Source organism: Rhodococcus sp. T7 (assembly GCF_009872365.1).
Lineage (GTDB): Bacteria > Actinomycetota > Actinomycetes > Mycobacteriales > Mycobacteriaceae > Rhodococcus_F.
Map to the genome: position 1 here is coordinate 1 of NZ_WXYH01000095.1, position 9221 is coordinate 9221.

At 64.3% G+C, this 9221-nt stretch carries 12 protein-coding genes; 7 read left to right on the forward strand and 5 right to left on the reverse strand.

The features are described from left to right. The first annotated feature begins 186 nt into the window (after positions 1 to 186). On the forward strand, positions 187 to 1221 hold the full coding sequence (locus MLGJGCBP_RS11660) for an FUSC family protein (protein ID WP_236581035.1): 1035 nt from the start codon (positions 187 to 189) through the stop codon (positions 1219 to 1221). A 40-nt stretch (positions 1222 to 1261) separates the two neighbouring features. Here MLGJGCBP_RS11660 and MLGJGCBP_RS11665 read toward each other — a convergent pair whose 3' ends face one another. Further along, on the reverse strand, positions 1262 to 1621 hold the full coding sequence (locus MLGJGCBP_RS11665) for a hypothetical protein (protein WP_160095704.1): 360 nt from the start codon (positions 1619 to 1621) through the stop codon (positions 1262 to 1264). 192 nt (positions 1622 to 1813) lie between these two features. On the opposite strand from MLGJGCBP_RS11665, the gene MLGJGCBP_RS11670 reads away from it, so the two are divergent. The 3 genes from MLGJGCBP_RS11670 (at position 1814) to MLGJGCBP_RS11680 (ending at position 3258) form a co-directional block, all read left to right on the forward strand. Next, a complete protein-coding gene (locus tag MLGJGCBP_RS11670) occupies positions 1814 to 2134 on the forward strand; it encodes a hypothetical protein (RefSeq protein ID WP_087555631.1) in 321 nt (106 codons plus the stop codon). A gap of 456 nt (positions 2135 to 2590) precedes the next feature. After that, positions 2591 to 2773, forward strand: a complete 183-nt coding sequence (locus tag MLGJGCBP_RS11675; protein ID WP_236581037.1) for a GNAT family N-acetyltransferase — start codon at positions 2591 to 2593, stop codon at positions 2771 to 2773. Between the two features lie 191 nt (positions 2774 to 2964). Further along, positions 2965 to 3258 carry a hypothetical protein gene (locus tag MLGJGCBP_RS11680; protein ID WP_160095706.1) on the forward strand — a complete coding sequence of 98 codons (294 nt, stop codon included), beginning with the start codon at positions 2965 to 2967 and terminating at the stop codon, positions 3256 to 3258. A gap of 96 nt (positions 3259 to 3354) precedes the next feature. On the opposite strand, the gene MLGJGCBP_RS11685 is transcribed toward MLGJGCBP_RS11680, so the two are convergent. The 3 genes from MLGJGCBP_RS11685 to MLGJGCBP_RS11695 all read right to left on the reverse strand — a co-directional run bounded on the left by MLGJGCBP_RS11685 (position 3355) and on the right by MLGJGCBP_RS11695 (position 5331). Continuing rightward, positions 3355 to 3912, reverse strand: coding sequence for a hypothetical protein (locus MLGJGCBP_RS11685; protein WP_160095708.1), 558 nt, complete (start codon positions 3910 to 3912; stop codon positions 3355 to 3357). Positions 3913 to 4441: 529 nt separating this feature from the next. Next, positions 4442 to 4771: a hypothetical protein gene (locus MLGJGCBP_RS11690; protein WP_442972092.1), complete on the reverse strand. Its 330-nt coding sequence runs from the start codon at positions 4769 to 4771 to the stop codon at positions 4442 to 4444. A gap of 113 nt (positions 4772 to 4884) precedes the next feature. After that, positions 4885 to 5331: an Hsp20/alpha crystallin family protein gene (locus MLGJGCBP_RS11695; protein ID WP_087555633.1), complete on the reverse strand. Its 447-nt coding sequence runs from the start codon at positions 5329 to 5331 to the stop codon at positions 4885 to 4887. Positions 5332 to 5671: 340 nt separating this feature from the next. Between MLGJGCBP_RS11695 and MLGJGCBP_RS11700 the strand changes: the two genes are divergently transcribed. After that, positions 5672 to 6094, forward strand: a complete 423-nt coding sequence (locus tag MLGJGCBP_RS11700) for an Hsp20/alpha crystallin family protein (protein WP_087555975.1) — start codon at positions 5672 to 5674, stop codon at positions 6092 to 6094. Between the two features lie 34 nt (positions 6095 to 6128). Then, on the forward strand, positions 6129 to 6482 hold the full coding sequence (locus MLGJGCBP_RS11705) for a hypothetical protein (protein WP_160095710.1): 354 nt from the start codon (positions 6129 to 6131) through the stop codon (positions 6480 to 6482). A 285-nt stretch (positions 6483 to 6767) separates the two neighbouring features. On the opposite strand, the gene MLGJGCBP_RS11710 is transcribed toward MLGJGCBP_RS11705, so the two are convergent. After that, positions 6768 to 7634, reverse strand: coding sequence for an SDR family oxidoreductase (locus MLGJGCBP_RS11710; RefSeq protein ID WP_160095712.1), 867 nt, complete (start codon positions 7632 to 7634; stop codon positions 6768 to 6770). A 253-nt stretch (positions 7635 to 7887) separates the two neighbouring features. Here MLGJGCBP_RS11710 and MLGJGCBP_RS11715 point away from each other — a divergent pair, with 253 nt between their 5' ends. Beyond that, on the forward strand, positions 7888 to 9150 hold the full coding sequence (locus MLGJGCBP_RS11715) for a PucR family transcriptional regulator (RefSeq protein ID WP_160095714.1): 1263 nt from the start codon (positions 7888 to 7890) through the stop codon (positions 9148 to 9150). Positions 9151 to 9221 lie beyond the last annotated feature (71 nt).

Consider the following 9221-nt stretch of genomic DNA (forward strand, 5'->3'; position numbering starts at 1 on the left):
ATGACCGCCTATCTTCTGGTTACGACACGCCGGTACTTCCGATCCCCAGCTCGTACACCATCTTCATGGACGCAACCCGCGTTTGACATGAGATGGTTTCGTCCCGCACGAACCGAGGCACGGACGCCGCGACCTCGCGCGGGTGGCTGGACCCGGTTGCGCGGTGTCCTACAGCAACCAGGCACGGTGTCCGCTTTCAAGTGCACGGCGGCGGTGTTGATCGCCTGGTTGCTGGCCGATCGGGTGCTTCGTAGCCCGGAGGCATTCCTTGCGCCCTACGCGGCCTTGTTCATCATCGGCACCACGGTCCGCAGTTCGGTCGTGGCTGCCGCACGTCAGGTCGCGGTCGTCGTGCTCGGTGTGCTCGTGGCTGCATTGGCGGCGCGCACGTTGCCTGAACTCGCCGCCATCGCAGGTGCGGTCGCAGTCGGTACGCTCCTCGGCCGCAGCCGATGGCTGGCGCCGGACGGAATGTGGGTAGCGATCACCGCGCTACTGGTATTGCTGTACGGCTCGGCCACAAATGCGGCCCTGGTGTTCCATCGCATCCTCGATGTCACGCTGGGTGTGCTCGTCGGTGTCGCCGTCAACGCCCTCGTCCTGCCTCCCGACATGCTTTCACCAGCCCGCGATCTGATTCTGCAACGCGCCGAGGAACTCTCCGTTCTGCTCGCGGATCTTGCCGAAGGCCTTCGGTCGGGCCGGCACGACAGTGATCGAGAAAGGCAACGGGTGTGGGATCTGGACAAATCGACCGGCGCAGGCGCTGCGTTGAGCGAGGGCAGGGAAAGCTTGCGTGGCAACATGCGCAGCGCCGGCTGGACCAGGGTCGGCGGATCGCGGGTATACCAGCCGATAGCAACGGTTCTCGACGACACGTTGCTGCACGTGTCCATATTGGAGGCCTCAGTCGAGGCGCTCACCACCCCCGACGGACGGCCGGAAGTGTTTGTTCCGGAGCAACTTCGGCGCGAAGCAGCGGCGCTGATCGAGGCATTCTCGGCCGCATTCGACGAACTCAGGTGGGATCCGGCCCATCACCGAGATTCCTACCTTCACGTCGTGCAAACCGCGCTGCCCGATACCCGCACACGCCTCGCGTCCTTCAAGGAAGCAGTCCGACGGCATCACCCCTCGTCGAGTGCCTGGCCTGCCATCGCCTTGGCCGCGGATGGTCTGTGGACCGCACTGGCAGAGCTCGACGATTTCGACGAGGACTGACTCGCACACGTCGTCTCGCCGCTGCTGGTCGGGCGGGGGTCTACGACGCCAAGACGCGCGCGGACATCCCGAGGTAGATCAGCATGAAGGTCAGCAATATCCATCCGGCACCGTGCCAGATCGGCCAGGTACCTCCGCTTCGCCAGGCGCGGTAGGCATTGGCGAAGGCACCGAGACCGCCGAGCAGCAGGACGCCGGTGGGCACGAACACCAGAACGTAGGGGCCCACATCGGAGCACGCCACCGGTTGTCTGTCGGCGCAGCTCTGATTGTCGGTGCCGGCCGAAACGAGAGTGATCACCATGACGGCCATCGCGACAGCGATCACGGCTGCCACGTACCACCCGGCCCGGCGGAGGGTGGTGGGGTCGGACCAGCGCTTCTCTACGTCTCCGGTCACGCTCCGTCCTCCCGTGCTCGGTCAGCTGCCTTGCGGTCGCGTACCCGTGGATCGGTAGGGGCAAACGATCACGTCCGGTGCGCGCGCTCGCGATTGCCCACTGGATTCGGCTGCTGCCATTGTGGGTAAGACGGGAATCCACCTATTCGAGAACACCCCTGCCGGGGATGACTGCGACCCAGGAACCGACCGATGACCATACAGACTTCGCATCGACACATCACCACTGATCATGACGAGATTCGTCGTTGGGTCGAGGCTCACCACGGCGCACCGGCGCGAATGGCAAACACGGCCACCGCCGGCAGCGCAGGTGTCCTGCGCATCGACCTCCCCGGCCACGGCACCGCGGGACTCGAACACATTTCCTGGCACGAATGGTTCACCGCGTTCGACGGGCAAAGTTTGGCCCTGTGCTACCCGGATCCGCATATCCACGGCGGACCCAGTGCATGGTTCGAACTCGTGCATCGGGATGTCGGGGACGGGGACTCTGCGCACTCTCTGCCCTAGCCAGGACGAACGCCCCGGTCGGGTCGTCTGGCGGAAGCACATCAATTCACGTGCAGGTAGACGTGACATTTGGAGACCCCGGCTATTGCGGACGCCCGCTGTGGGCGAGTAAATTGAGAGTTGCGGATCGAGTTGGTCATCGGCAACGATGAAAAGCTCGAGAAGCAGAGATCCGGCCGAGAGTGCGAGAGCATTCCCGGCCGAACCCCTGTCTGGGCCCTGGTCCGCGTCCCTGACGCCCCGAGCGTGGGTCTCCGTGAGGTCGATGGAGAACCCGGTCTGGATCACCACGTCGCCGATGAGAAGCACCTCCCCCACCGTGGTCGACACTGGGTTCGCACCCCGACCGCAGGAGAAAGGTAGTGCCATAGATCGCCGCGACGCCGCCGCACTCGACGACCCGGTGGGCGAATCACTGCGATCTCGCCACGCACACTTTGCTCGGGATGGACCGAGATCAGCGCCGTCTGCACCGCCCCCGAGGCACGCGGACGAGGTCACGCTGCCCGGGTGGTCAGTGCGCTTGTCGCGCGGATCACTGCTCGTGGCGAACGCCCCTTCCTGCACGTGGCTGAGAAGAATACCGTCGCGCGATCGCCCTGTACGAGCGGCTCGGCTTCCGGACGCGCAAGCAGGTGACCTTCCGGGGCTTCCGCACGCCGTAAGCGGCAAACCCGAAGATTCGCTGAGGTCCACCCTCGGGTGGGGTGCGTACCTCCACTCCCGGGGTGCCCGAACGGCCCCCTGGGAGTGGTTCACGTCTGGATCCGGGCCGGGCAAGGTTGTACCTGTCACCGCAGCACTCCCCGACATCCTCAGGAGAAACGTTAATGATCAACGCCCGCCGAACCTTCGCCGCCGTCGGCTTCACAGCATTCTCGGTCCTCGGTGCGGTGGGGGCGGCTTCCGTCGCTCATGCCGAGCCGATCGGACCGAACGGTCCCACCGGTGGTCCGTGCCCGATCGTGAACACGGACTCGCAGGGCAACGAGACGGTGACGTACGGCAAGCCCGGTGACCGCAACGGCGCCCTGGTGTGCGGTGCGGACGGTGAATGGACGGTCGGCAAGACCAAGGGCAACCTCGGGCAGATCCAGACTCAGCCCGGACTCTCCCGCGGATAACCAACAGCTGCTTCTTCAGTCCCCCAATAGGAGTGCCCCGCATCGATGCCGATGCGGGGCACTTCCGCGTATCGCTTTGCGAGGCGCTGATGGTCGTCAGTGGTGCTCGCCGGCCGGGTTCGTTTCGACGCCCGGTGGCGGGGCTTCGGCGCGCGAGAGTGCGGCTACGCGGTCGGCCAGTTCGCCGGTCAGCGTCGTGTCGGGTTCGGTGCTCGCGGCGTCCGCGAGTTCGGTCAGAATTTTGGTGGTCGCCGGATCGGTCGTGTCGGCGGCTGCCGCATGCCCGCGTGGGTGCGGCTTCACCTCTTTGAGATGCTCTGCGAGCGTATCGGTGTCGAGTTTCTGGGATGCCTTCTCGTTCAGCTCGGTGTTCTCGACCGTCGCGGCCCGGCCAGTGGTTGCGACGGCAGCAGGAGCGGCATCTGATGTGCGGGCATCGGCAACACCGGGTGCGGCGTGGTCGGCACGGTCCCGGTGACCCAGAACAGTGCCGGCGACACCATCGAGCAGGCCGAGGCCGCCCCGATACAGCCGCCTGGCCGGTGCCGCGGGCGCCAGGTGTGCGATCACTTGGTCGTCGATCAGGCGGAGGGGATATCGCACGACGGTGTACTGCACGCGCAGCACGGCAAGGGTGAGCGCTGAGATGTTCATGAAGCCTCCTTGTTCGGTGACACCGAGCCGGGCGTGCTTACCCGCGGCCGGATCGCCGACCAAATTGTGGATCCGACCGGTCAGTTTGCGAGAGGGTAGGAATCTCGACCTCGAGAGACCCTCGGCCCGCGTGGAACCACTGGCGGTGTGGCTCGGTCCCGAGTCCGCCGAATGCTCTCGGACATCACCCGCTGCCACCACAGGTCCAACGGACTCGGATCCGGCCACCGGATTGGATCGTCGTCCGGCTCGAGCTCAGAACTCCCGCCATTGTCGGGGTTGTTCTCAATGCGTGGCACGATATCTACACCCTCTCGGTCGGATGCACCCGTACGCCGAATGCACCACGGTTCAACGTCGGTTCGACGCCGACCGCTGCCCCGACAGTGGTCGGCGTCGCCCGCCGTCCGGGTACCCGTAACAGCGTTCGACTACCCACGGCGCCTTTCCGATGCGAATTTGCCGACCGCTGTCGCCGCGCGGCTGCGAGCGACGATCCGGTACGGCACCGTCCACCGGGCTTGCTATCTCAGAGTTGGGGGAGGGCTGCGGCGAGGAAGACGAGACCGGCGGCGATTCCGAAGGCTCCGGCGAGAGTGCCGAGCAGCGCTTCCAGTGCCTTCGGCTCGTTTCCCTCGACCGCGGGGTGCCGGTTGGCGACGATTCCGGCAGCGACGGCACCGGCACCGAGCAGAATTCCGAATCCGAACGTCCAGAACATCACGATCGACAGCGAGCCCAGCATGATCGAGAGGTCGTTGCAATATTCGCCGAGAGAGCGAGATGGGCCGGTGCGCCAAGACGGTCGTCGTCCGGAACTGGGGGGATCGGGTCGGAACTGGGCGGGAGCGACAGTCACTTTTCAGGTCCTCGGTGGTGCGCAGGGGATCGAATATGCATGTCCTGCCTCAGGTTCGGTCCGGCGGTGCCGTTTCCTCGCCGGACCGAACCCGAGGCGAGCGGGGAGCTGGATCAGGCATCGATGGGGGTGCGCTCAACGCACTCCACGGGCGAGTCTTTGCGGGTGATCTGGATCCGCCTCGGCTTCGCTCGTTCGGCGACCGGCAGGATCACGCTCAGAACACCGTTGTCGTAGCTCGCCGAAATGCGGTCGACGTCGATGTCCTCACCGAGCGATACCTGGCGCCGGTAGCGGCCACTGAATCTCTCCGACGTCAACCACTGAACACCGTCTTCCGCTTGGCTCCGGTGGGCGGCCAGGGTCAGCACGCCGGCGTCCACATCGATGTCGATCGAGCCGGGGTCGATCCCGGGCAGATCGGCATGCAGGACGTAGTGGTCGTCGACCTTGTAGAGGTCCATCGGCATGAACCGCGGACGGCGAGACGAACCGGAATCAAGTCCCAGCAAAGTCTGGGTCAACGAATCGACGTCGGTGAAGGGATCGAAACGCAGCACAGCAACACACCTCCCATGATCATTTGAATGGCCCGCCACCTCGGCGGGACTACCATCACTGTGCATCTGGAATTTAGCACTCGATTTCGTCGAGTGCCAGGAATGCGGGAGGCGAGTCTTTGGAGCGCGTCAACCCGCCGTCCCGCTACCGGTTGGTTAATGCTCGGAACATCAAGGGCGGTCAGGAGTCGTGAGGCCGTATTCATCGGCCACTTCCACTCTGATCGAGAAATTTTTTTGCACAGCGTCTTGTCAAGTTCTACGGCTGGTGCTATAACGAATCTACAGCATCTGCTGGAGTTTACCTGGTGGAATTAGAGGGTTTCAGGAGGTGGACATCATGTTGATGCGGACGGATCCCTTCCGCGACTTCGACCGTCTGACGCAGCAACTCCTCGGTACCGCGGCCCGGCCGACAGTGATGCCGATGGATGCGTGGAGTGAAGAGGACCGGTTCGTGGTGGAGTTCGATCTACCCGGTGTCGAGGCCGACTCACTCGATCTGGACGTCGAGAAGAACACCCTGACGGTGCGCGCCGAACGGGCCGCGTTGGACGAGAACCGCGAGATGGTCGCCGCCGAGCGTCCGCGCGGGGTGTTCAGCCGGCAGTTGTTCCTCGGTGAGAACCTTGACGCGGACAAGATCGAGGCCAGCTACGACGCGGGGGTGCTGCGGGTGTCGATCCCGGTCGCGGAGAAGGCCAAGCCCCGCAAGATCGAAATCAGCAACGGGCATTCGGACAGGAGGGCCATCGACGCCTGATCGAGGCACCCGGATTGGAAGGGGGTGAAAAACGATGACATCGGCGATCAGAGTCGCAGAGGTGAATGCCACCGACAACGGGGAGCGCGCGGCACGCGAGGAAGTGTGGCCGTGGCACGAACTCGAATACGCAGTGCTGGTGGCCGACTCGGATCGCATCCTCGCCGACGCACTCACGCCGCAGGCCGTAGTCCTGCTCACACAGGTGGCCACCGCTCCGGCCGGTCCGCCACGCCCTGTTCCGCCCGCCTCGGAATGGTGGACGGTGTCGGCCCCACCGGCACCCGGAGTCCGGGCAACGCAGCGCTCGCCTCCGAGACCGGAGAAAGCCCGGACCCGACATGCGCCGATCGTGAGACGGCACCGGCAAAGAATGCGTTTCCTGTAGGTAAAAGAATGCGTTTCCTGTAGGTAATCGAGAAAGGGGTGATGAACCGGACGATACGAGAGCACTCGCTGACGGGGTTCGCCCGCTGCCGCCTCCTTCACCTGTCGTTCCTTCTCGCGGGGCGCGGCGAACCCCGGGCACACCCGCCCGGCACCGCCGATCGACCGAACTGGACAGCAACGGCGCCGACCGCATTCGACAGAACGTGTGGTGTCGGATCGACCGGGGCGCAAAGCCATTGACTGGCGCACAGTACTCACGGCCGTCCGGGCGGGCAGTGCCCACTCACGTAGTCGGGCTTACCCCGTGTTTCGCGAGATCCGGTCCGTCGACGAAGATGTCGACTGTCAGTGGTCGCTCACCGCCGTATTTCGCGAAGTCGGACACACCGGCCTCCGCGAGGACCTCGACGTCGAGGAGGGTTCTACCGGTGTCGGTGCCGGCGGGGCGGCTGAGGAGTTCGATTGCCGCGTCGGCCATGATCTCGGGTGAGCGCGAGTGGTGCAGGCTTTCCCGGCCGCCGAGGAGGTTGCCGACTGCCGCGGTGGCGATCGTGGTCTGAGGCCACAGGCAGTTGCTGGACAGGTTCATGTTCCGGTACTCGGCTGCGATACCCAACCCTGCCAACGTCATTCCGTATTTGGCCAGCATGTAACCCGGGTGCGCACCCAGCCACTGCTCGGACAGATTCAAGGGAGGCGACAACGTCATCACGTGCGGATTGGCGGACTTCTGAAGATAGGGCAGGCAGGCGCGAGTCAATGCGAAGGTGCCGCGAACGTTGACTTGCTGCATCAGATCGAATCGTTTGAGTGTGAGGTCTTCGGTCGGTGACAGGTCGAGCACGCTCGCATTGTTGATCACGATGTCGATGCCGCCGTAGTGGTCGACGGCGAGATCGACGGCCCGCGCGATGTCGTCGTCGTTGCGGACGTCTCCGACCACTGGAAGAGCGTGTCCGCCGAGTTCGGTCAACTCGCTGACCGCGGTGTGGATGGTTCCGGGCAGCCGGGGATCGGGAGTGCCGGTCTTGGCCAGCAGGACGACATTCCCACCGCGACGTGCGATCGCGCGCGCAATCGCCAGGCCGATGCCGCGACTTCCGCCGGACATGACCGTGGTTCTTCCTCGGAAACTGTTTGGGTCGTTCAAGGTTGATTCCTTCGTCTGTGGCGGCCGGGGGGGTGACCGAACGACTCCACGATAGGAAACTCTCGAGACCGTGACGACGTCCTCGAAGAATCAAGAATGCGCATTATGTTGTCCGGTGAGAACAAATAGTGTCTCAGGAGAAGGCCGCGAAAATTCGATGCACCGAATCGCAAATATCCAGGTAGAGCACGCCTGAGGTGATGGTTGAGGAGATTCTTCGTCCATCGGCGCCGAAGACCGATATTGTCTTCCCATGGCATCAGACGAGGAACGAGCCGCACTGCTCGTTGCCAGAATCGCGCGTTCGCTCAACGAACGACTGGTGTCGCTGACGGCCGACATCACCAGCGTGCTCTACGCGGAGATCCCGGATCTACGGACGGATCGCCAGTTGTTCGACCTACTCGGGGCAAGTGTGGAAGGCAACCTCGACACCATCTTCCACACCTTGCAGCACAACATCGCTCCCGAGGACTTGGACGCGCCCGCCGCGGCCATGGAGTACGCGAGAAGGCTTGCCCAGCATGGCGTTCCCGTCAACGCGCTGGTTCGTGCATATCGCCTGGGGCAAACCAATTTGCTCGGACTGGTTTTCGACGAACTGCGTTCGGCTTCGGTGCAGCCGGAACTCAGTGTGCCAGTACTCGAACGCATCATCACGGTCATGTCTGTCTACATCGACAGGGTGTCACAGCAGGTGGTGGCCGTGTACGAGCGCGAAAGGGAACGGTGGCTCGCGCATCGGAGCAGTGTCCGGGCCGTGCGTGTTCAGGAGATCCTGGCGGGCAACGCACTTCCTGACGCCGGTGCCGCCCTGGGTTATGTTCTGCAGCAGAGTCACCTGGCCGCGATCGTCTGGAGCTCCGACACCGAATCGGGCGAGATGCTGGCCCGAATCGAATCTGCGGCACACGATTTCGCCAACTACCTGGGCGGGGTAGCCGACCCGCTGTTCGTGGCCGCAGACCGACTGACCGGCTGGGTGTGGATTCCACTCGGCTCACGATCTCACCCCGAGCGTACGCAGGGGGAGATGTGCGACTTCCTCGAGCGTCGGCATCCCGGGCTGGTCGTGGCTCTCGGTGCTGCGGCCACAGGAATCGACGGGTTCCGGCAGTCCCACGGTCAAGCACAACGCGCGCGAGCCGTGGCCATCGCGGCAGGGCAGAACGCGCCGGCGGTGACCGCCTACGACGAACCCGGGGTATCGACGGTTGCCCTGCTGGTCGAGGACCTGGTGGCCACCCGCGCCTGGGTGCGCGGCGTTCTGCGCGGGCTGGCTGCCGACAACGAGAACTCGGCCCGGTTGCGCGAGACCGTGCGGGTCTATCTCGCCCACAACCTGAGCAACGTCGCCGCCGGAAAAGAGCTTGATTTGCACCACAACTCGGTGAAGTACCGCGTGAAACGGGCGGCCGAAGTACGGGGCAAGGACTTCACCGGAGATCGACTGGCCGTCGAACTCGCACTGCTGGTGTGCCAATGGCTGGGACCTGCGGTCCTGATCCCGGATTAGTACTGCAACGGCACATGCTTGACAGATGGACGATACTGATTGCGTGGTCCTCGATCTGGTTGCTGCCGAGT